The 20,251-nt window shown below is 72.1% G+C and carries 17 protein-coding genes; 1 reads left to right on the top strand and 16 read right to left on the bottom strand.

The genetic code is table 11. The features are described from left to right. The 15 genes from AVW11_RS31715 to AVW11_RS31785 form a co-directional block, all read right to left on the bottom strand. Positions 1-248: alpha/beta fold hydrolase (locus AVW11_RS31715; protein ID WP_143568925.1), on the bottom strand; the 248-nt coding region annotated here is incomplete at its 3' end. A gap of 135 nt (positions 249-383) precedes the next feature. Beyond that, on the bottom strand, positions 384-3,140 hold the full coding sequence (locus AVW11_RS31720; protein WP_079250880.1) for a helix-turn-helix transcriptional regulator: 2,757 nt from the start codon (positions 3,138-3,140) through the stop codon (positions 384-386). Next, positions 3,137-4,024: a carbohydrate ABC transporter permease gene (locus AVW11_RS31725; protein WP_076046757.1), complete on the bottom strand. Its 888-nt coding sequence runs from the start codon at positions 4,022-4,024 to the stop codon at positions 3,137-3,139. Before AVW11_RS31725 ends, AVW11_RS31720 begins: the two co-directional genes overlap by 4 nt. Next, positions 4,021-4,986: a carbohydrate ABC transporter permease gene (locus tag AVW11_RS31730; protein ID WP_076046758.1), complete on the bottom strand. Its 966-nt coding sequence runs from the start codon at positions 4,984-4,986 to the stop codon at positions 4,021-4,023. Before AVW11_RS31730 ends, AVW11_RS31725 begins: the two co-directional genes overlap by 4 nt. After that, the gene (locus AVW11_RS31735) at positions 4,986-6,317 is read right to left on the bottom strand and encodes an ABC transporter substrate-binding protein (protein ID WP_076046759.1); all 1,332 of its coding nucleotides are present in this window, start codon (positions 6,315-6,317) and stop codon (positions 4,986-4,988) included. Before AVW11_RS31735 ends, AVW11_RS31730 begins: the two co-directional genes overlap by 1 nt. A 103-nt stretch (positions 6,318-6,420) precedes the next feature. Next, a complete protein-coding gene (locus tag AVW11_RS31740; protein ID WP_060177847.1) occupies positions 6,421-7,146 on the bottom strand; it encodes an alpha/beta fold hydrolase in 726 nt (241 codons plus the stop codon). A gap of 46 nt (positions 7,147-7,192) precedes the next feature. Further along, the gene (locus tag AVW11_RS31745) at positions 7,193-7,531 is read right to left on the bottom strand and encodes a GNAT family N-acetyltransferase (RefSeq protein WP_076046760.1); all 339 of its coding nucleotides are present in this window, start codon (positions 7,529-7,531) and stop codon (positions 7,193-7,195) included. Between the two features lie 46 nt (positions 7,532-7,577). Continuing rightward, positions 7,578-8,306 (bottom strand): GPR1/FUN34/YaaH family transporter, encoded by a 729-nt coding sequence (locus tag AVW11_RS31750; protein WP_030838462.1) that lies wholly within the window; start codon positions 8,304-8,306, stop codon positions 7,578-7,580. 13 nt (positions 8,307-8,319) lie between these two features. Continuing rightward, complete coding sequence (locus tag AVW11_RS31755; protein ID WP_076046761.1) at positions 8,320-10,215, bottom strand: amidohydrolase; 1,896 nt, start codon at positions 10,213-10,215, stop codon at positions 8,320-8,322. Further along, a complete protein-coding gene (locus AVW11_RS31760) occupies positions 10,212-11,165 on the bottom strand; it encodes an alpha/beta hydrolase (protein WP_060177850.1) in 954 nt (317 codons plus the stop codon). Before AVW11_RS31760 ends, AVW11_RS31755 begins: the two co-directional genes overlap by 4 nt. A 334-nt stretch (positions 11,166-11,499) precedes the next feature. Continuing rightward, positions 11,500-12,924, bottom strand: coding sequence for a dihydrolipoyl dehydrogenase family protein (locus tag AVW11_RS31765; protein ID WP_076046762.1), 1,425 nt, complete (start codon positions 12,922-12,924; stop codon positions 11,500-11,502). Beyond that, on the bottom strand, positions 12,924-13,502 hold the full coding sequence (locus tag AVW11_RS31770) for a Dps family protein (RefSeq protein WP_030838448.1): 579 nt from the start codon (positions 13,500-13,502) through the stop codon (positions 12,924-12,926). Before AVW11_RS31770 ends, AVW11_RS31765 begins: the two co-directional genes overlap by 1 nt. 91 nt (positions 13,503-13,593) lie before the next feature. Next, a complete protein-coding gene (locus tag AVW11_RS31775) occupies positions 13,594-14,100 on the bottom strand; it encodes a DoxX family protein (protein WP_076046763.1) in 507 nt (168 codons plus the stop codon). Between the two features lie 5 nt (positions 14,101-14,105). Next, complete coding sequence (locus AVW11_RS31780; protein ID WP_030838442.1) at positions 14,106-14,768, bottom strand: hydrolase; 663 nt, start codon at positions 14,766-14,768, stop codon at positions 14,106-14,108. A 145-nt stretch (positions 14,769-14,913) separates the two neighbouring features. Continuing rightward, positions 14,914-16,062, bottom strand: a complete 1,149-nt coding sequence (locus tag AVW11_RS31785) for a serine hydrolase domain-containing protein (RefSeq protein ID WP_076046764.1) — start codon at positions 16,060-16,062, stop codon at positions 14,914-14,916. Between the two features lie 305 nt (positions 16,063-16,367). Here AVW11_RS31785 and AVW11_RS31790 point away from each other — a divergent pair, with 305 nt between their 5' ends. Next, entirely contained in the window at positions 16,368-19,520 is a 3,153-nt protein-coding gene (locus tag AVW11_RS31790) for an AfsR/SARP family transcriptional regulator (protein WP_076046765.1), read from the top strand. A 101-nt stretch (positions 19,521-19,621) separates the two neighbouring features. Here the strand turns inward: AVW11_RS31790 and AVW11_RS31795 are convergent. Then, positions 19,622-20,251: alpha/beta fold hydrolase (locus tag AVW11_RS31795; RefSeq protein ID WP_076046766.1), on the bottom strand; the 630-nt coding region annotated here is incomplete at its 5' end.

A 20,251-nucleotide genomic window follows, 5' to 3' on the forward strand; every position in this document is an offset into this window, starting at 1 on the left:
GTGTTCAGGTCGGCGGCGAAGGTGTCGTAGTCGTAGCCGGTGGTCGGCTGGGAGGACTGCCCGAAGCCGCGGCGGTCGTAGGTGATGACGCGGTAGCCGGCGTCGAGCAGCGCGGCGCTCTGGCGCTCCCAGGAGTGGCCGTCGAGCGGGAAGCCGTGGATGAGGACGACGGGCTGCCCGGCCCCGTGGTCCTCGAAGTACAGCTCGACGGGGTTGGTGTTCTCCTGGCCGACGGTGATGTACGGCATGGGGATGCTTCCTCGATTCGGTTGGCTGGTCCGCGCGTCGCAGCGGCGCGGTGTGCCCGTCACGCTAGGACCGGCTCCGCGCCTGCTGTTGCCGTGCCGCGCACCACGCCTTGCACGAGGGCGCAGAGCTCGTGCTCAGTCGTCGCCGGCCGTTGCGTCGTCGTCCTCCGCGAGGACGATCCGGGCCAGGTGGACCCTCGAACGCACCGCGAGCTTGCGGAAGATCGACGCCAGATGGGTGTTGACCGTGTGCGGGGAGACGACGAGGGCCTTGGCGGCCGACCGGTTGGTGTGGCCCGCGGCGATCAGCCGGGCCACCTTGCGTTCCGAGGCCGTGAGCGCGTCCCACCCGTGCTCGGTGCGCGGCCGGACACGTCCGGTGCGCCGGCCCGGGCGGCGTGTGGCCTGTCCCGGATCGGCCCGGACCCGTTGGGCCTCGGCGTCGGCCCCGGCCCGGGCGTAGAGGTCGTGCGCCCTGGTCAGGGCGGGTGTCGCGGCGGGGTCGCCCGAGGTCAGGAGTGCGCGCCCGAGGTCGGCGGACGCGGCGGCGAGGGACAGCGGCCGGGGGCCGTTCAGGAGGATGTCCACCGCCCGCTGGAGGAGTTCACGGTCGGCGTTCACCAGGGCGGACGCGTGGGCGGCCGTCCCCTGGGCGGTCGGCACGGCGGGGTTGCGGGCGGCGTGTGCGGCGGCCTGGGCCGCGAGGTCCTCGGCCAGCTTCCGGTCCCCGCCGCGCAGGGCGATCCGCACGGCCTGGACGACATGGGGGCGCAGCAGCCGCCAGCGGAGGAAGGGGTGGTCGCGCTGCACCGACCGGACGAGTTCGGCCGCCGCCGTGTGGTCGCCGTCGGCGTCGGCGACGACGGCTTCGAAGTACTGGTGCGCGGCGTGGTTTCCCTTGTTCGGCCGGTCGGCCAGGGCCGCCCGCACTACGTTGAGGTGTTCACTCGCGGCTTCGCGGTCGCCGCGCAGCATCGCGAGGAGACCGCGGTTGACGCGGATGTTGACCAGGTTGTTGGGTACCTGGAGGTCCGCTTCGAGACGCTCGGCCGTGACGAGGTCGGCGTCCGCGTCGTCGAGCCGCCCGAGCCCCATGTTCAGGGTTCCCTGGGCCCAGCTCAGCATGGCGGGGCGCAGGGGAGCGTCGCCCGCGGTCCGGAGCAGCCGGCGTACGGCGTCGAAGTCGTCCATGTGGATCAGGGCGACGGCCTCCTCGGGCAGGAAGGCCGCGTCGAACACACTGAGCGCCGTGTGGTGTTCGACGGCGGCGGCGCAGTCACCCGCGTTGAGAGCGATCTCGCCGAGGCCCCACAGTGCCAGGACGCGGGCCTCCCGGTCCCCGGCCCGCTCCGCCTCGGCGAGGGCGCGTTCCCCGGTCTCGCGAGCGGCGTCGAGGTCGCTGCCCCGGGACCGGGCCAGAGCCTGCCGGGCGGTCAGCCGGGCGCGGATCGCCGGGTCGGTGACGGCTGCCAGCGCCGTCGTCGTGCGGCGGGTCAGCTCGTGCACATCGTCGAGGTGCCACAGCGCGTCGCCGAGTACGGACTGCAGACGGGCGAAGACGTCCATGGGCGGCTGCCGGGCGAGCAGCGCGTCGCCGGTGTCTCGTGCCTGGAGGTACCGGCCCGCGCGGGTCAGCGCGACAACGGCCCGCTCTCCCACGTCGTACGCCATGGGAGAGCGGGGCGGTACGAGTTCCAGGGCACGGACGGCCAGGTCGGCGGCGAGGTCGGGCATCACGGCGATCACGTCCTCGGCGGCCGTGCGGAGCAGTGCGATCGCCTCCGTGTCGCCGGGTTCGGCGCTCTTCAGCAGATGCGGGACCGCGTCGCCGGAGCTCCGGCCCGCCGCGACGAGCCGGCCGGCGGCCTCCCGGTGCAGGGCCCGGCGCACGGAGGGGGCGAGGTCGGCGTACACCGCCTGGCGGAGCAGGTCGTGGCGGAACAGGAGGCGTTCGCCGTCGTCGTCGAGGAGAGCGGCGGCGATCGCCTCGTCCACTTCGGCGCTCAGCGCGGAGGCGGGCCGGCCGCACAGGGCGGCGGCGTCGGCGAGCGAGAACGCGCGGCCGAGGACCGAGCCGATCCGCAGGAAGTGCAGGGTGTCCGGCCGCAGGCCGGCCATCCGGCCGCGTACGCCGAGGACCAGTCGCTCGGGTGGTTCCGGCCCGTCCGCGCCCGTCGCCGCGATGCCCGAGAGCATCTCGGCCGCGAGGAAGGGGTTGCCGCCCGCCCCGTCGAGGAACTCCTCGACCCGCGCCGGCACGTCCCCGCCGAGGACGTCGCGGGCCAGCTCGGCCAGGGCCGTCTCGGACAGCGGCCGCAGGGGGAGGGTCGTCGTCAGCGGCCCCGGCCCGTACAGCTCCGGGTCCTCCCTGCTGGTGAGCAGCCACAGGACGGGGGAGCTGAGCAGCCGTGCCGGCAGGACGCTCAGGGCGAATCGGCTCAGCGGGTCGGCCCATTGGACGTCGTCGACCGCGATCAGGACGGGTGTGCCCGCCGAGCGTTCCTCGATCAGCTGGGCCAGTCGTTCGACGAGCCAGATGCGCTGGTCGTGGTGGCCTGCGAGGTCCGCGAAGTCGGCGCCGGAGAGCAGCGGCGGGTCGCCGTGCAGGAGGCCCGAGGCCAGGGAGGCGAGCGGCGCCAGTTCGTGGAGTTCCTCGGCGCGTCCGTGGCTGACGATGAATCCCTGGGTCCGTGCGACCGAGACGGCTTCCTGGAGCAGCGCGGTCTTCCCGATCCCGGGTTCGCCGAGGAGCAACGCGATCGCGCCTCCCTCGCCGTGGCGCACCACCTCGGCCAGGGCGCGCAGGCGCCGCAGCTCGGCTTCGCGGCCGCGCAGCCCGGGTCGGCTCAGCACCATCGCCGTGTCGCGCCCTTCGGGCCGTTCGGGGCTCATCCCTTGACCGATCCGGCGAGCAGTCCCCTGGCGAAGTGCTTCCGGAGGGAGAAGAGGACGAGCAGCGGGACGAACGCCGCCACGAAGGCTCCTGCCGTCAGCCGCTGCCATTCGTTGCCGTAGGTCCCGGCCAGGCTCGCCAGTCTGACCGTCATCGGCGCGGTCTCGGCCGTTCCGCCCGACAGGGTCAGCGCCACGAGGAGGTCGTTCCACACCCACACGAACTGGATGACGGCGAAGCCGGCCAGGGCCGGGCGGGCCAGGGGCAGCATGATCCGGAGCAGGAGTGTCCCGTGCGACGCGCCGTCGACGCGGGCGGCGTCGATCACGTCCCGGGGCAGCCCCGCCAGGACGTTGTGCAGGAGGAACACCGCGAACGGCAGCGCGAGGACCGTGTGGGCGAACCAGACCTGGCCGAACCGCGCGGGACCGGTGAGGTGCAACGCGGGCAGGAACAGCCAGCCCTGGGAGAAGAGCTTCAGGAGCGGGACGAGCGCCATCTGGAGCGGCACGACCTGGAGCGCGAAGATGGCGACGACGAGCGCGTCGCGCCCCCTGAAGTCGATCCAGGCCAGGGCGTACGCCGCGAAGAAGGCCAGGACGAGCGGGAACAGCACCGAGGGCACGGTGATGACGACGGAGTTGACGAAGTGCTCCGCGAGCCGCCCCGAGCCGTTCCCGCCACCGGACAGCACCTCGCCGTAGTTGTCGAGCGTGAGCTGCGGCGTACCGAGGACGGTCCACCAGCCCGTCGTCTTGATCTCCTCCTCGGGTCGGAAGGAGGAGATCAGCAGACCGAGGGTCGGTGTCGTCCACAGGACCGCGATCCCCACGGCGACCGCGGTGAAGGCGCGGGAGGCCAGACGCTCCCGGACGCCGTTCACCCCGCCCTCCGCCGCGCCCGGAGCTGGTGGGCGACGAAGGGGGTGACGAGGAGGAAGAGGAGCACGGCGAGTGCCGCACCACGGCCCGTCTCGCCGTAGCGGAAGGCCTGGTCGTACATGGCGTGTGCGAGGACACCCGTGTCGAACTGTCCGCCGGTCATGGTCCTGACGATGTCGAAGGCCTTGAAGGTGCCGATCGCCTGGGCGAGGAGCACGACGAGCAGCGTGGGCCTGATCGACGGCAGGGTGATCCGCCGGAGGACCTGCCCGGGGGACGCACCGTCGAGCAGGGCGGCCTCGGTCAGCTCCGGGGGTACGGCTCTGATCGCGGCGGTCAGCAGGACGGCGGCGAAGCCCGCCTGTGTCCACACCATCGCCACGATGAGGAACAGGACGTTCCAGGGAGACTCCACGAGCCATTGCCGCGGTTCGCCGCCGAACACGACGACGAGCCGGTTCAGCAGTCCGATCTGCCCGGCTTCCGCGGGACGGTAGGCGTAGACGAACTTCCAGACGACACCCGCGCCGACGAAGGAGATCGCCATCGGCATCAGGACCAGGGACAGCGCGAACGTCCTGAACCGCGACCGTGCGACGGCCGCCGCGTAGAGCAGACCGACCGCGGTGGACGCGGCCGGCACGAGGACCACCCACACCAGGGTGTTGCGCAGCGCCACAAGGGCCCGGTGGTCGGTGATCATCCACCCGTAGTTGTCGAGGCCGACCCACGTGTCTCCCCCGGTGCCGGTGAACGACAGCGCAAGGGTGCGCAGACCGGGCAGGAGAAGACCGATCGTGAGCAGCAGCAGCGCGGGGGCCAGCAGGATCAGGGCGGCGGCCCTCCTGCGCACCGGCCCCCGGTGCAGGGCGAGGAGGATCAGGGAGACGACCGCCGCGAAGGCGGCGACGCCCTGGAGCAGGTACAGCAGCTTGGGCTGCTGGGCGACGGCGTCGAACGACATCACTTTCTCGGCCAGGACCGTTCGATGGAGTCGGCGACCTGCAGGCTGCTCGCGCCGCCGATCCAGTCGACGGCTCCCTTCCAGAACGTCCCGGCGCCGACCGACGCCGGCATCAGGTCCGAACCGTCGAACCTGAACTGGGTCCCGGGGTCCTGGAGCAGCTGGATCGAGAGCCGGTCGACCGGGGTCGCGGCGTTCGCGGGATCCACGCCCTTGTGCGCCGAGACGAACGGGCCCTTCCCCATCCGCGCGTTCGCGAAGTCGGCGGAAGCCAGGTACTCCCGGAACGCCCGCACCTCGGGGCGGTCGGCGAACGCCGCGGTGAACACCCCACCGCCCAGGACGGGGCGGCTCGACGCGTCGGCACCCGGCAGGAGGAAGGCGTAGACATCCTTGTCCGGGCCGATCTCGGTGCCCTTCGGCCACAGGTCGGCGTAGAACGAGGCCTGACGGTGCATCGCGCAGTCACCGGACAGGACAGGTGCGCCGGCCTCCTGGAAGGAGACCGACGCCATCGACCGGGCCGGACCGAAACCGCCGTTGGCGTACCGGTCGTTCTTGAGGAGGGAACCCACGGTGTCCATGGCCTGGAGCACCCGCGGGTCGTCGAAGGGGATCTCGTGGGCGACCCACTGGTCGTAGACGTCCGTGCCCTGCTGGCGCAGCAGGACGTCCTCGATCCAGTCCGTCACGGGCCAGCCGGTCGCCTCGGCGGACTCGATGCCCGCGCACCACGGCTTGACGCCCGACGCCGCGATCTTCTCGGTGACGGCCATCAGCTCGGTCCACGTGCGGGGAACGCTCAGTCCCTTGTCCCGGAAGAACGTCGGGGAGTACCAGACGAACGACTTCACGTTCGCGACCAGCGGAGTGCCGTAGAGGGTGCCGTCCACGGTCGCGTAGCCGTTCCAGTCCGCCGACCAGCCCTCCTTCGCGCGGGCCGCGACCCCGGCGCTCGCGGGCTTCAGCCTCCCCGCCCGCGCGAAGCGTTCCATGAGGCCGGGCTGGGGGAAGAACGCCACGTCGGGGGCGTTCCCGCCGTCGACCCGGAGCTGGATCTGTGCCTCGAACTCCCCGTCCCCCTCGTACTGGACGTCGATTCCCGTGCAGTCGGCGAAGTCCGCCCACGTCTCTTCGAACAGATCGGCTTCCCGGTCCCGGTTCAACGCGTACACGGTCACCACGCTGCCGGGGTGCTTGCCGTAGTCGGCGTACGGTGCGCAGTCCGCGGTGGTGTGCGACCGCGGACCGCTGTCCTGCGGGGTGCCGCAGGCGGTGGCGGTGGCGGCGAGGGTGATGACGGCGAGCACGAGCCTCGCGCCGAACCTCATGGGTGTGCTTCCTCCGATCGCCCGCCGCGAGTTCTCGGCGGGCGTTTCGGAAAGCTACCGGTTTCGAACGGCATAGACCAATCGTTCGATGCCCGAGCGCCGGTCAGTGCCCCGTGGACCGGGCCGCCTCCAGGATCAGCTCCGCCACGGCCTTGGGCTGGGAGAGCATGACCAGGTGGGAGGAGTCGACCTCGACGGTGGTCATGCCGGCCCGCTCGTACCCGTACCGCTCCACATCGGGGTTGATCGTGCGGTCGGAGGAGGCGACCAGGCCCCACGAGGGCTTGGTCCTCCACGCGGCGACCGGCGCGGCCTCCGAGAACGCCGCTGCGGCGAGGGGGCGCTGGGACACGGCGAGCACCGCGGCGAGGCCGGGGTCGACGTCCGCCGCGAACAGGGCGGGGAACCGGTCGACCGCCACCGAGACGTCGGTGCCGGTGTCGGTGGAGCCGGGCACGGGGAACGGAGTGTGGACGAGCGCGTCGGCGAGACCGGAGTCGGGGAAGCCGCCCTGCAGCTCGCCCAGGCTCTCGCCCTCCTTCAGCGCGTATCCCGCGAGGTACACCAGGGCGCGGACGTTGTCCTCCGTGCCGGCGAGGGTGATGACGGCGCCGCCGTAGGAGTGCCCCACCAGGACCACGGGGCCTTGGACGGCACGGACCACGGAGGCGATGTACGCGGCGTCGTCGACGAGGCTGCGGTTGGGCACCGCCGGAGCCAGCACCTCCAGGCCGGCGGCGGTCAGTTCGGGGATGACCCGGGCGAAGCTGGAGGCGTCGGCGAAGGCGCCGTGGACCAGGACGACGGTGGGCCGGGCGTGTCGGGGCATGGGGGAACTCCTCGGTGAGCGGGTGGGATGGTGGTCGGGGGTGGGTTCACAGGCCGAAGCGGGCGCGGCGCGCCTCGGGCACCAGGTCGGCGTACTCGGGGTGCTTGCCGATCCAGCCGCGGACGAAGGGGCAGTACGGCAGGACGCGCAGCCCACGGGCGCGGGCGTCGTCGAGCGCGCCGCGGGCGAGCAGCCCGCCGAGACCCCGGCCGCCGAAGCGGGGATCGATCTCGGTGTGGACGAAGGCGATCTCGCCCTCGGAGAGGTGGTACTCGGCGAAGCCGGCGGTCTCGGTGCCGTCGCCTCGGGTATCGGCCACGGCCTTGGCCTCGGCGAGGATCTCGTACCGGGACTTCTCGGGCCGGTCGGCCACTTGGGGTTCCATGGGCGCTCCTGTCCGTTCGCGGTGTTACGGGGGCCGGTGGCCAGGGTCAGAGGGTGCGGCGCACGCCCGCCTGGCGTTCCAGGTTGCGCAGCTGCACGGCGAGGTCGCCTTCCACGGCGAGGTGGGCGGGGCCGCTGCGGCCGATCGGCAGAACCTGCTCGCTGCGCATGTCCTCGAGCATCAGGGCGAACGCCGTGTACATCGCGACCAGCGCCACCACGAGGCCGAGCACCCCGGACGTGCGCGTCAGCCATTCGGCGCCGGTGACGCCCGCGAGGCCGGTGGCCGCCCAGCGGGGCAGGGAGACCGCGAGGACGAGCCACAGCGCCCGCTTCGGGCCGGTCACGGCGGTCATCAGCGCGCCGAAGCAGAGAAGGGCCAGGTTGAAGACACCGAGGACCTTGAGGCCGTCGGCCGCGCCGCTGAGCATGATGAGCGAGTAGGGCAGCCAGCTGCCGGCGAACACCGCCATCAGCGTGGCCGCGATCACGTCACGGGCACCGAAGGCCAGGAAACTGACCAGGAGTTGCAGGACGAAGGCCGGCAGTACGGTGAAAGCGACGGCGGTGCGGGCCTCCTCGCCGAGGATCCCGAGCTGGAGGCAGCCCGTCATCACGGATGCGATGGCGATCGTGAAGAAGCCGAGCGGCATGGGCGAGGCGATGGGCCGCAGGTTGATCCGCGTCATCGACCGGAGGTCCGGCTCGAAACGGCGTCCGGGGGACACGGCCGGGTCCGGTTCGTCGCCGTCGGCGGCCGGGGAGGCGGCAGTCATCGGGGTCTCTCTTTCAGTGATCGAAGCAGGGGTCGACGAAGGACGGCGTCGACTCGGGGACGGAGCCGCGCGCGACGCGCCACAGCCGGTGCTGCTCGGACTCGGCGACGGCCTCGGCCACCAGCGATGCCTGGTGGGCGCCCCCCTGACCCGACTGGTAGCCGCCGAAGTGGGCCACCGGGCTCCATTCGGGGCTGACCGGCGGGACGGCCTCGTCGAGGCCCTCGTACTCCGCGGTGGCGTAGACGATGCGGCCGCCGACGACGGTGAGCAGGGACTCGATGCCGGGGATGACGTCCTCGGGCACGGTGAGGAAGTCGTCGGACAGGATCGCCAGGTCGCCGTAACAGCCCTCCCGCAGGGTGCCCTTGACGTCCTGCTCGCCGGTGAGCCGGGCTCCCCCGCGGGTGTAGAGGTCGAGGGCGGTCTCCCGGTCGAGCAGGTTCCCGGGCGGGTAGAGCGCGGTGCCGCCGACGGTGCGTCCGGTGACCAGCCAGTGGAGGGCGACCCACGGGTTGTACGAGGAGACGCGGGTCGCGTCCGTCCCGGCGGCGACGGTCAGGCCGCGGTCGAGCATGGCGCGGACCGGCGGGGTGTGCGCGGCGGCGTCGGCACCGTATCGGCCGAGGAAGGCGGCGCCCTGGAAGGACATCCGGTTCTGGACCGAGACGGCTCCGCCGAGGGCGGCGATCCGGTCGAGGCTGCCGGCCGAGACGGTCTCGGCGTGGTCGAAGAGCCAGCGGTTGCCGCCGGGGAAGAGTCCCTCCGCGGCGAGCTTCTCGAAGACGGCCAGGTCGCGCCGGATCGTCTCGTCGTAGGTCGCGTGGAGCCTGAATCCCCAGCCGTTCTCGAGCAGGAGCCGTACGGCGTTCTCGAACTCGGTCTCGTAGCCGGCGGCGAGCTCGGGCCGGGGCTCGGAGAAGTTCTCGAAGTCGGCGGCGGCCCAGGTCAGGTTTTCGCCCGCGCCGTTGAGCCGCAGCCACTCGTCCCCGTCACCGGGCTTGACCATCTCGGTCCAGCGCTTCAGGTCGGCGAGCTCCTGCCCGGCCGTCTGCGGGAACAGGTGGTAGGCGATCCGCAGGGACAGCTCGCCGGACCTGGCGAGGTCGACGACGGTGGCGTAGTTGTCGGGGAAGTTCTGGAAGCCGCCGGCGGCGTCGACCGCGGAGGTGAGCCCGAAACGGTTCAGCTCGCGCAGGAAGTGCCGGGTCGACGTGCGCTTGTCGGCCTCGTCGAGGGCCGGAGCCTTGGCCAGGGTCGAGTAGAGGATGAGCGCGCCCGGCGCCGCGAGCAGCACTCCGTTGGGCTCGCCGTCCCGGCCGCGTACGATCTGGCCGCCGTGCGGGTCGGGGGTCTCCCGGGTGAAACCGGCGGCCCGCACCGCGGCCCGGTTCATCAACGCCGACTGGTACAGGTGAAGGACGAACACCGGGGTGTCGGGGGCGGCGGCGTTCAGCTCGGCGACGGTCGGCATCCTGCGCTCGGCGAACTGTTCCGCGGTCCAGCCGCCGACGACCCGGATCCACTGCCCCTTGGGCGTGCGGCCGGCCTGCTCGCGCAGCATCGCCAGGGCCTGGCGCAGGCTGCGCACCCCGTCCCAGCGCAGCTCCAGGACGTAGTTGAGGCCGCCCCGGATGACGTGCAGGTGCGAGTCGTTGAGTCCGGGGACCACGCGGCGGCCGAGAGCGTCGACGACCTTCGTGCCGGGCCCGACGAGGTGGGCGAGGTCGTGGTCGTCGCCGAGGGCCGCGACCCGGCCGTCGCGGATCGCGACGGCCCGGGCCCCGGGGCGGTCGGGATCACCCGTGAACACCTTGGCGTTGCGGACGAGGAGATCGGCATGCTCGGGCTTCCGCCGAGGGGCGGGCACGAGGCCCGCCACCGGCATGCTGGTAGACGGCCCGGTCATGCGAGGGCCTTGCGGAGGGTGTCGACCGCGAGACCGATGGCGAGGTCCGCGGCCCACGTGTCGCGCAGCGCGTTCAGCATCACGAAGTCGTGGATGGTGCCCTGGACGCGCAGGGCGGTGACGGGGACCCCGGCGGCACGGAGCTTCGCCGCGTACGCCTCGCCCTCGTCGCGCAGGACGTCCGCCTCCGCCGTGATGACCAGGGCCGGCGGCAGACCGGTGAGCTGCTCGGTGGAGGCGCGCAGCGGCGAGGCGGTGATCCGGGCGCGCTCGGCCTCGTCCGTCGTGTACTGGTCCCAGAACCACTTCATGGCGTCGCGGCGCAGGAAGTAGCCCTCGGCGAAGGCGTGGTACGAGTCGGTGTCGAAGCCCGCGTCCGTGACCGGGTAGAAGAGGACCTGCTGGACGAGCGGCACGTCGCCGCGCTGCTTGGCCATGAGGGTGAGGGCGGCGCTCATGTTGCCGCCGACCGAGTCGCCCGCCACGGCGATCCGCCTGCCGTCGAGGTCCTTGTGGTGGCCCTCGCGGGCGACCCACTGGGCGACGCTGTAGTTCTGCTCGATCGCGACGGGGTAGCGGGCCTCGGGCGAGAGGTCGTACTCGGGGAAGACCACGGCCGCCCCGGTGCCGACGGCGAGTTCGCGGACGAGCCGGTCGTGGGTGCGGGCGTTGCCGAAGACCCAGCCGGCTCCGTGGATGTAGAGGACGACGGGAAGCGGGCCGGTCACGCCGCGCGGGCGGACGATCCGGGCCCGGACGTCGCCGGTCGGGCCACCGTGGACGGTGACCCACTCCTCGTCGACCTCGGGCAGGGGAACACCCTCGCCGCTCTGGACGCCGTCCACGGCCTTGCGGCCGTCCGCGACGGGGATCTCGTAGAGGAACGGCGGCTGGGCTGTCGCGTCGGCGAACGCCTGGGCGGCGGGTTCGAGGACCGGGCGGTTGTTCATGAGGGGGCTCTCCTTCGGGATGTACGGGAGGGTCGGGTAGGGGGCTCAGCGGGTCGCCCGCGCCGCGGCGAGGATCACGTGGGTGACCAGGGCCGGGCGGCAGACGGCGGCGGCGTGCCATGCGTCCGCTGCGGTGGCGTGCGAGCCGGCGCGCCGGGCCGTCCGCTGCTGGGCGGCCGGAAAGATGTCGTTGTCGGCGGTGGCGTTCAGCGCCCAGGACGGTGTCCTCCGCCAGGCCGCCTCGCCGGCCTTCTCCTCCGGCGCGATGGTGGCGACCGGTCGCTGGGTCAGCGGTCGGGTCGAACGGGGTGCGGCGGTCGGGCGGGGTCCGGCCTCAGAGGCCGTACGCCTCCAGAAGCCGGAGCCACACCTCGCTCACCGTCGGGAAGGCGGGCACGGCGTGCCAGAGGCGCTCCAGGGGGACCTCGCCCACGATGGCCACGGTGGCGGTGTGGATGAGCTCGGTCGCCATCGGGCCGGTGAGTGTGCAGCCGACGACGACTCCTCGGGTCTCGTCGACGACGAGCTTGGCGAGGCCGCGGTAGTCGTCCGCGTGGAGCGCGGCGCCGGCGACGTCGTCGATGCGGTACTCCACCGTGCGTACCGCGAGACCCGCTTCGCGTGCCGCGCGTTCGGTGAGCCCGACGCTCGCGACCTCGGGACGGGTGAAGACGGCCTGCGGGACGGCGAAACGGTCGGCTTCCGCGCTCCACGGCTGGCGGCCGCCGGTATCGGCCGGGCGTCCGGCGGCTCGCTCGGCGATCGCCGCCGCGCAGGCACGGGCCTGGTACTTGGCCATGTGGGTCAGTGGCGCGCGGTGGTTGACGTCGCCGACTGCGTAGAGCCAGTCGTCCTCGACCGCGGTGACCCGACAGGTGTCGTCGACCGGAAGCCAGTCGCCCGCCGGCAGGCCCACCGTCTCCAGGCCCAGGTCCGCGATGCGCGGGCGCCTGCCGACGGCGGCGAGGACCTCGTCGCAGACGAGGGTCGTCCCGTCGTCGGTGTGCACGGTCACCGCACGGGTGTCGGCGGCACGGGCGACCTTGACGGCCGACACCCCGAAGCGGATGGTGACGCCCAGATCGCTCAGCCCGCGGGTGACCTCCTCGCCGGCACACGGCTCCCAGCCGGTCAGCAGGGCCTGATCGCGGACCAGCAGGGTGACGTGGGAGCCGAGCGAGCGCCAGGCGGTGGCCATCTCGCAGGCCACCACTCCCCCGCCGATGACGACGAGCCGCCCGGGCACCGCATCGGCCGTGGTGGCCTGCCGGTTGGTCCACACGCCGATCCGGTCGAGCCCCTCGACCGGCGGAAGCGTGGCTTCCGTGCCGGTGCAGACCACGACCGCGCGCCGGGCCCGCAGGGTACGGACCGTGCCGTCGGCCCCGGTCACCTCCACCCGGCGCTCTCCGGCGAGCCGGCCATGGCCTCGTACGAGCGCGATGCCCGCACCGTCGAGCCAGTCGGTCTGGCCGGTGTCGTCACCGCGCCCGGTGAAGCGGTCGCGGCGGGCGAGCACGCGTGCCGGGTCGAGTGGCGCCGTGACCGCCTGCCGGGCCCCGTCGACCGATCGGGCCTCCGCTCGGGCGGCGCCGGGTCGCAGCAGGGCTTTGCTCGGCACGCAGGCACGGTAGGAGCACTCGCCGCCGACGGCCTCGGCCTCGACGACGACGGCGGTCAGCCCCGACCGGACCGTCCGGTCGGCGACGACCTCGCCGGCCGGTCCGCCGCCGACCACGACGACGTCGTACGTGTCCATCAGCCGCGCACCAGAGGGGTGTCCACGAGGTGCTCGGCCAGGAACCACACCTGTGCCTCACCGGTACGGATGACATCGGAGACGAGCAGGTCGGCACTGCCCTCGTCGCCCTCGGCCGCGATCCGGGCGGCGGCGTCCCGGGCGTCGATGAGGATCCGCTCGTGCGCGTCGAGGAGCCGCGACAGCATGACGGGCACCGGCTCGACGCCGTCCGGCGGCCGGGGGATCGACGTCAGCTCTCCGACGTGGCGCGGGTCTGCGACAGCGACGCCGCCGAGGCTCTGGACCCGCTCGGCCAGCGCGTCCACGATGGCCAGTTGGGCCTCCGCGTGCTTGTCCAGCATCAGGTGGAGCGAGTAGAAGGTCGCCCCGCGCATGAGCCAGTGGTGCTTCTTGTAGAGGGAGTACAGGATCTGCGTATCGGCGAGGACGCGGTTGAGCCGCTGGCAGGCGTACATGCGGGTGTCGTGACCGAGGCCGATCGGCAGCTGCTTGAGCGTGCCGAACGCCTGCGTCTCGGCGCCCTTCTGGTGAAGCAGCGGCTGACCGCCGCCGTGCGGGGGCGTGAGGGTGTCCATCGGGTGCTCCTGTTCGGGAGAGGGGTGGGAAGGGCCCGGCCGCCCGGTCGGGGGTACGCGGACGGCCGGACCCGGTCTGCGCGGCTCGCGCTCAGCGCTCGGCGTTCGCCCCGGCGGGGGGCCGGTGCAGCACGAGCCGGGTGAGGAGTCCGCTGCCGAGACCGGCCACGAGCGCCAGGGCCGCCCACCACAGCGGGTACGGCGTGAGGCCGAAGGCCGCGTCCAGGGACCAGGTGCCGGGGCCGGTGGCGGCGAGGGCGGTCGCGGTGCCGATGAGGACGAGCGGGTACTCGTATCCGTCGTTCTGCACCCAGAGGCCGTTGTGCCGTTTCACGGTGAGCGCGACGGTCATGACCCCGATGGCCCCGGTGGCGGCGAGCGGGGTCAGGAGGCCGGCGGCCAGCAGCAGGCCCGATCCGATCTGGCCGCCGCCCGCCGCCAGGGCGGTGAGGGAACCGCCCCGGAAGCCGTCGGCGCGGAACTCCTCGGTGCCGCCCTCAAGTCCCTTGCCGCCCAGGTGCGAGCTGATCTTCTGCACACCGTGGCCGGCGACGAGCAGGCCCACCAGCAGACGCAGGATCAGAATGCCGGTGTCCACGGAAGTCAGCCGGCGGCGTGCGCGCCGATGACGCTCTGCGCGTACACGACGCCCAGGCCGTACGCGCCCGCGTGGGCCTTGACGATCTCCATGACCGCGGGGTAGGTCTCCTGGCGCGCCCAGTCGCGCTGGAGCTCCAGCAGCACCTGGACCCAGGTCACCGGCACCGCTCCGGCGGCGATCATCCGCTGGACGGCGTGCTCGTGGGCGGCCGGGCTGACGCCGCCGGACGCGTCCGAGACGACGTACACCTCGTAACCCTGCTCAAGCGCTGAAAGCGCGGGCAGTACCAGGCAGACCTCGGTCCACAGACCGGACAGGATGATCTTCTTGCGCCCGGTCGCCTTGACCGCCGCCACGAGCGCCTCGTCCTCCCAGGCGTTCATGGAGGTGCGGTCGATGACCTCGTTCTTGGGGAACACCTCGGCGAGCTGCGGCAGCAGGGGCCCGGAGAACGACTCGGCGGCGACCGTGGTCAGAACGGCCGGCACATCGAACGCCTGAGCCGCCTTGGCGAGACCCACGGTGCTGTTGATGATCGCGGCCCGGTCGCCGCTTCCGGTGCCGAAGAACATCTGCGGCTGGTGGTCCACGAAAAGCATGACCGCGTTGTCGGGCGTGAGCAGATCCTTGCTCGGCGCGGCCTGCACCTTGGCGATGTCGAACATGAGGGGTCCTCTCGAAGCAATCGGTGACGTGCCCACCGCCTCCGCGGCTCGGCACTTCTTCAAGCTACGAGCGCCCCGACCGACCGCGTTGACCTTCTGCGCCCAGGGGTTGGCACGACAGCGCACAAGGCCGTGCGCCGTGACCTCAGTCGGCGCAGTCCAGCACCTCGTAGACGTGCTTGAGGTAGCTGTAGGTGCGCTCAGAGCCGAGGATTCCGTCGCCCAGCCGGTTCATCGTGTACGAGAACGTGACGCCCCGGTCGAGGTCCATCATGACGATCGAGCCGCCCCGGCCCACCCAGAAGCAGACCCTTCCGGTGGGCATGTGCGGCATCGTCCTCGCATCGGCGAGTGCGAAGCCGATGCCCCAGCGCACGGGGACGCCCAGGAACAGGTCGACTCCGTCCGCCTGTACGTCGAGGACCTTCTCCACCGTCTCCTCGGACAGGAGTCGCAGGTCGTTCACTCGACCGCGTCGTGAGATCACGGAGAGGGCGCGGGCCATGCCTCGTGCGTTGCCGTGTCCGTTGACGGCGCCGAGTTCGGCGCGGCGCCACCGCGGGGTGTCGACGTGCTCGTCCCTGGCGGGGCTTCCGAGCAGCGTCCTGGCGAAGATCCCGTCGGGGTCGAGGCCGTCGGGCATTCCGGAGAGCTGCGCCGGGGCCACCAGTTCGGCGATGCGCGGCCAGTCGGCCTGCCGCGCGCCGATCTGGACGTCGGCCCGTGCCGGTTCGGCGATCTCCGTGTCGACGAACTCGGTCAGGGTACGGCCACTGACCCGCCGGACGAGCTCTCCGACGAGCTGTCCCTGAGTCTGCACGTGATAGCCCGAGGCGCTGCCCGGCTTCCACCAGGGCGCCTGCGCGGCCAGCCGGGCGCTGGCGGTGGGCCAGTCGTACAGATCGTCCATGGTGAACGGCTGCTGCCAGCCGGACAGCCCCGAGGTGTGCGCCAGAACATGCCGCACCTCGATGTCCTGCTTGCCCTGGGCGGCGAATTCAGGCCAGTAGTGCGCGACCGGACGGTGGAGATCCAGTGCCCCCCGGTCGACCAGGACGAGAGCCGCCAGACTGCTCAGGGTCTTGGTGGTCGACCAGAGGTTGACCAAGGTGTCCTGGTGCCACCGGACGGTCCGTGCTTCGTCGGCATGCCCACCCCACAGGTCGACTTCCATGACTCCGTCGACATCCACGGCGATCGACGCACCCAGCTCCTCGCCTGACTCCAGGTGCGCTGCCAGCGCCGCTCGGACCGGTTCGAACCGGGCGGTGCTCGTTCCTTCGACATGGACCATGTCTTCTTCTCCACTCCTGACGACGGCCGTTCGATCGGTCAACGGAGTGGATGTCACACCGGTTCACGCGTCGAATGATCTCGCCGATCGGCGTCCTGCTAATGTCCTGTGTGGTATGCGGGAGGGGGACGACGGGGTCCTCACCGCCCCGACCACCTGAACAGCCCCCATCTCGGCGGCCCGATCGCCGCGACGAGGATCGCGCGGGTCCGGTTCTCGTCGCAGCGGGAGCGGGCCGCCCCCATGTCCGCCGACCGTGGTCATGTATGCGCTTCCGATGGTGGCGTCGTCGAGCGGGATTCCGGATGAGTACGGTGACAGACGCGGGACAGGATCTCGACTTCGGAATGCTCGGTCCGCTGGTGGTACGGCGGGCGGGGGCGGTACTCGATCCGGGTCGGCGCAGGCAGCGGCTGCTGCTGATCCGCCTGCTGCTCGCCGACGGTCGGGCGGTCACCCCGCAGACGTTGTGCGAGGAACTGTGGCCGCAGGAGCCGGGACGGGCGGCGGACGCAGCATTGGGCTCCCTGCACGCCCATGTCAGCAAGGTACGAGCGGTCCTGGAACCCCGGCACCTGCGCCGGGAGGGTACGTGCGAGGTTCTGGTCACCGAGCCCTTGGGCTATGCCCTGCGGGTGCCGTCCGAGAGCCGTGACACCACGCGCTTCGAGCGGGCTCTTGGCCGGGCGCGCCGGTTCATGGACCAGGGCCGGCCCGAACGCGTCGTGGAGGAAGCGCGCGTAGCACTGGGGATGTGGCGCGGCCACGCGTTCGCCGACGCCGCGCACCATCTGTTCGCCGTCAACGAGGCGGCACGCCTGGAAGACCTGCGCCAGACCACCCGTGAACTCCGCGCCACCGCCCTGCTCCTGCAAGGACGGACCATCGAGGCCCTGGACGCGGCACAGGAGATGACCGCAGAGCACCCCCTGCGGGAAACCGGCTGGGGCCTGCTGCTGCGCGCCTTGTACCTGGCCGGCCGACACCCCGAAGCGCTTGAGCGCTACAACGACCTGCGCCGGCACCTCGCCGAGGAGCTCGGCCTCGAACCCGGCCCATCCCTGCGCGCCCTGCACCACGGCATCCTCCACCACGACCTGCCGCCCCTTCGCCCGGCCGGTGGGTCGGACAGGTCCGGCACGGCGTCCGTCTCCGGCGGGCGTACCGGGGACAGGCGCGATCCGCTCGGGCCGGGCACGTCCGGGACGCCGGAGGAGGACGGGGCGGCGTTTCTGTCCGCCGCCGCGGCCGTGGGTCCGGCCGGCGACGAACCGGCCGACGCCGCCTACCGGTCCGAAGCGAGCCGCGCCCCGGACGCGGATTGCGAGGTACCCGCGCCGCGGCCCCGGACGCGTCCCGCACAACTCCCGCGCAGCCTGGCGGTGTTTGCGGGGCGGGAGGTCGAGGGCGCGTGGCTGTCCACAGTCAGCGGTGCACCGACGCGGTCCGGTACGACTCCTGCTCCCGCCGTCGTCATCAGCGGGGCTCCCGGGGTCGGCAAGACCACCTTCGCCGTCCACCACGCCCACCGCATCGCTGCCTCCTTCCCCGACGGACAGCTCTTCGTCGACCTGTGCGGCTTCCACCCCCACGCACCCGCCGTCGAACCCGGCAACGCCTTGCACGGCTTCCTGACCGCCCTCGGGGTTCCCGCCCAACGCATCCCGGAGGACACCCCGGGCCGCAGCACGCTCCTGCGCAGCCTCCTCGCCGATCGGCAGGTCCTGCTCGTCCTGGACAACGCCCGCGACGAGGAACAAGTACGCCCCCTGCTCCCCGGGGGAGCGGGCTGCCTCACGCTGATCACCAGCCGTAACCAGCTTCCCGGGCTGATCACCACCGACGGCGCCCGACCCCTCACCCTCCCTCTGCCCTCGGAGGCGGAGGCCCACGAGGCCCTCGAGCGGCGACTGGGCGCCGAACGACTGGGCGCCGAGCCGGCCGCCACGGCCGACATCATCCGCCGGTGCGGACGGCTTCCCCTGGCCATCGCGGTGGTCGCCGCCCGCGCCGAACTCGATCCGTCCTTCCCCCTCCACGCCATCGTCGACGACCTGCGGGAGACCGACGGCCTGGACGCGTTCGCCGGCTTCGACTCCACCACCGACGTACGCGCCGTCTTCTCCTGGTCCTACCGATCCCTGGACGAGCCCACAGCCCGGCTCCTGCGCCTCCTGGCCCTGCACCCCGGCCCCCACATCACCGCCCCCGCCGCCGCCAGCCTCGCCGGTCTTCCCCTCGCCCGAACCCGCCGCGCCCTCGCCGGCCTGGTCAGCTCCTGCCTCGTGGAGCAACCGCTGCCCGGCCGCTACGGCGTGCACGACCTGCTGCGCGGCTACGCCACCGAACTCGCCCACGCCCACGACACCGTCCGGGAACGTCACCACGCCACCCGGCGGATGCTTGACCACTACATGTTCACGGCCCACGAGGCGAACCGGTTCCTCAAGCAGGACACGCCGCCCGAACTCGACCTCGGCGCACCCGGCCCAGGCGTCACCCCGGAGCGCCTCACCGCCGTCGGGCAGGCGACCCGATGGCTCACCGCCGAACACCGGGTCCTGACCGGCTTGCTCCACACCGCTGTCGACCAGGAACTGGACCACCACATCACCGGGCTGGCCTGGTCGCTCAAGGAATACCTCAACCGCCAGGAGTTCTGGCCGGAGGCCATCGCCGCGCTGACCCCCGCTCTGGACGTGGCCCGGCGCCGGAACGACCGTCTCGAAGAGGGCCGTTGCCTACGCCACCTCGGTCACATCCACGGCTATCTCGGCCACCAGGAGCAAGCCCTTCAGCACCTGCGACGCGCCACCGTGATCTTCGAAGAACTCGACGAGACCGGTGAACAGGCCCGCGTCCACTACGTCACGGCGTGTGCGCTGTTCCTGTTCGGCCGGATCCAGGAGGCCGTGACGTTCTCCGAACGGGGGCTGGAGCTGTCCCGGGAGACGGGTGAGGAGTTGTGGTTGGCCGAGTGCCTCATGGAGCTCGCCTGGTTCCACTCCAACCTCGGGCAGCTCAAGGAGAGCCTTCTGTACAGCGAGGAGGGCATCGCGTTGTTCCAACGCCTGGGCGCGCCGTGGCAGCTGGCCCAGGCCTGGGACATCCTGGGCCACACCCTTCGCCTGCTCGGCCGTTGCGAGGAATCGGTGGCCACCTACCAGCGGGCGACACAGTCGTTCGAGGAGCTGGGTGACCACAGGAACGCCATCGGCACCCTGATGCGGCTCGGCGACACCCGGCTGGCCCAGGGCGACCGGGAAGGCGCGCGGGCGGACTGGGTCCGAGCCCTCGCAAGCGCCGACGAGCATGCCATGTCCCACAGCGCCCAGCAGGTCCGTGACCGGCTCACCGCCCTGGACATGGACACGGACCCCACGCCGCCCCTCCCGGAGAGGGCGGAGGGGAGCCATCGGCTCCCGGTCCCGAGGAATGGCGCCCCTGTCTCCAGCTGACAGTTGCCGTGGTGCCAGGACGGACAGCGCCCCGTCACCGTCGAACGGTGACGGGGCGCCCGCGGTTCGCCGCCCGGCCGGTGAGAGGCCGGACTCCGCCCTTACTTGGCGAGGAAGGCGAGGAGGGCGTCGGTGACCTCCTGGGCGTGGGTCCACAGCAGACCGTGCGGGGCGCCCTCGACGACGACGTAGTCGGCCTGCGGAAGCGCCTTGCGGAAGGGCTCGCCGGTGGCGTCGATGGGCAGGATGCGGTCAGCGGTGCCGTGCAGGATCAGCGCGGGCACGTCGATCTTCTTGATGTCGGCACGGAAGTCGGTGGTCCACGTGGAGACGCAGGCCAGCGAGGCGTACCAGGAGGCGCCGGCGGCCACGTTCCAGCTGTTGCGGACGGCCTCCTCGCTGATCCGGGTGCCGAGGTTCTCGTCCAGGTTGTAGAAGTCCTGGTAGAACGCGCTGAAGTAGGCGTACCGGTCGGCGGTGACGGCCTGCTTGATGCCCTCGAAGACGCTCCCGTCGACACCGCCGGGGTTGTCGCCGGTCTTGAGCAGGAACGGCTCCAGCGAGGCGAGGAAGGCGGCCTTGGCGACCCGGCCCGAGCCGTAGGTGCCGAGGTAGCGGCCGACTTCGCCGGTGCCCATGGAGAAGCCGACCAGGACGGCGTCGTGGAGGTCGAGGGTCTCCATGACGGTGTTCAGGTCGGCGGCGAAGGTGTCGTAGTCGTAGCCGGTGGT

It is taken from the genome of Streptomyces amritsarensis (assembly GCF_001953875.1).
GTDB classification, from domain to species: Bacteria; Actinomycetota; Actinomycetes; order Streptomycetales; family Streptomycetaceae; genus Streptomyces; species Streptomyces amritsarensis.

Coding starts and splice junctions, on each gene's coding strand:
- AVW11_RS31745 (WP_076046760.1), bottom strand. CDS start 7,531: ATGGAACCCCAAGTGGCCGACCGGCCCGAGAAGTCCCGGTACGAGATC.
- AVW11_RS31790 (WP_076046765.1), top strand. CDS start 16,368: ATGAGTACGGTGACAGACGCGGGACAGGATCTCGACTTCGGAATGCTC.
- AVW11_RS31720 (WP_079250880.1), bottom strand. CDS start 3,140: ATGAGCCCCGAACGGCCCGAAGGGCGCGACACGGCGATGGTGCTGAGC.
- AVW11_RS31750 (WP_030838462.1), bottom strand. CDS start 8,306: ATGACTGCCGCCTCCCCGGCCGCCGACGGCGACGAACCGGACCCGGCC.
- AVW11_RS31755 (WP_076046761.1), bottom strand. CDS start 10,215: ATGACCGGGCCGTCTACCAGCATGCCGGTGGCGGGCCTCGTGCCCGCC.
- AVW11_RS31735 (WP_076046759.1), bottom strand. CDS start 6,317: ATGAGGTTCGGCGCGAGGCTCGTGCTCGCCGTCATCACCCTCGCCGCC.
- AVW11_RS31770 (WP_030838448.1), bottom strand. CDS start 13,502: ATGGACACCCTCACGCCCCCGCACGGCGGCGGTCAGCCGCTGCTTCAC.
- AVW11_RS31760 (WP_060177850.1), bottom strand. CDS start 11,165: ATGAACAACCGCCCGGTCCTCGAACCCGCCGCCCAGGCGTTCGCCGAC.
- AVW11_RS31740 (WP_060177847.1), bottom strand. CDS start 7,146: ATGCCCCGACACGCCCGGCCCACCGTCGTCCTGGTCCACGGCGCCTTC.
- AVW11_RS31730 (WP_076046758.1), bottom strand. CDS start 4,986: ATGTCGTTCGACGCCGTCGCCCAGCAGCCCAAGCTGCTGTACCTGCTC.
- AVW11_RS31765 (WP_076046762.1), bottom strand. CDS start 12,924: ATGGACACGTACGACGTCGTCGTGGTCGGCGGCGGACCGGCCGGCGAG.
- AVW11_RS31785 (WP_076046764.1), bottom strand. CDS start 16,062: ATGGTCCATGTCGAAGGAACGAGCACCGCCCGGTTCGAACCGGTCCGA.
- AVW11_RS31780 (WP_030838442.1), bottom strand. CDS start 14,768: ATGTTCGACATCGCCAAGGTGCAGGCCGCGCCGAGCAAGGATCTGCTC.